Source organism: Shewanella sp. MBTL60-007, assembly GCF_019654915.1.
Taxonomy (GTDB): domain Bacteria; phylum Pseudomonadota; class Gammaproteobacteria; order Enterobacterales; family Shewanellaceae; genus Shewanella.
In genome coordinates, this window is sequence record NZ_BPET01000218.1 from 1 (window position 1) to 252 (window position 252).

Genomic DNA, 252 nt, shown 5'->3' on the forward strand with positions numbered 1-252 from the left:
GATGCTGTCGCCTTCAGCAGGCGCGGTTTCTGTCCAGCTGATCACGCCGTTGGCATAAGTGTAGTTACCAAAGGTGAAGCTGCCGTTGCCAGCATCAGTGAAGTCAGCGAAACTCAGCTGAATGTCCGCGCCACCGTTAATGGTAAGCGTGACATAGCCGCCAGCTTCAAAGTCAGTACCATCGATAGTGACTTGCAGCTGTACGTCATCAGCACCAATTTCAGCTTGGGTGAGCAGGCCATCGCCTGGGTT

General features: G+C 54.0%; 1 protein-coding gene. It reads right to left on the reverse strand.

From position 1 onward, the window contains the following. Nucleotides 1-252: hypothetical protein (locus K5Q92_RS24125; protein ID WP_220771289.1), on the reverse strand; the 252-nt coding region annotated here is incomplete at both ends.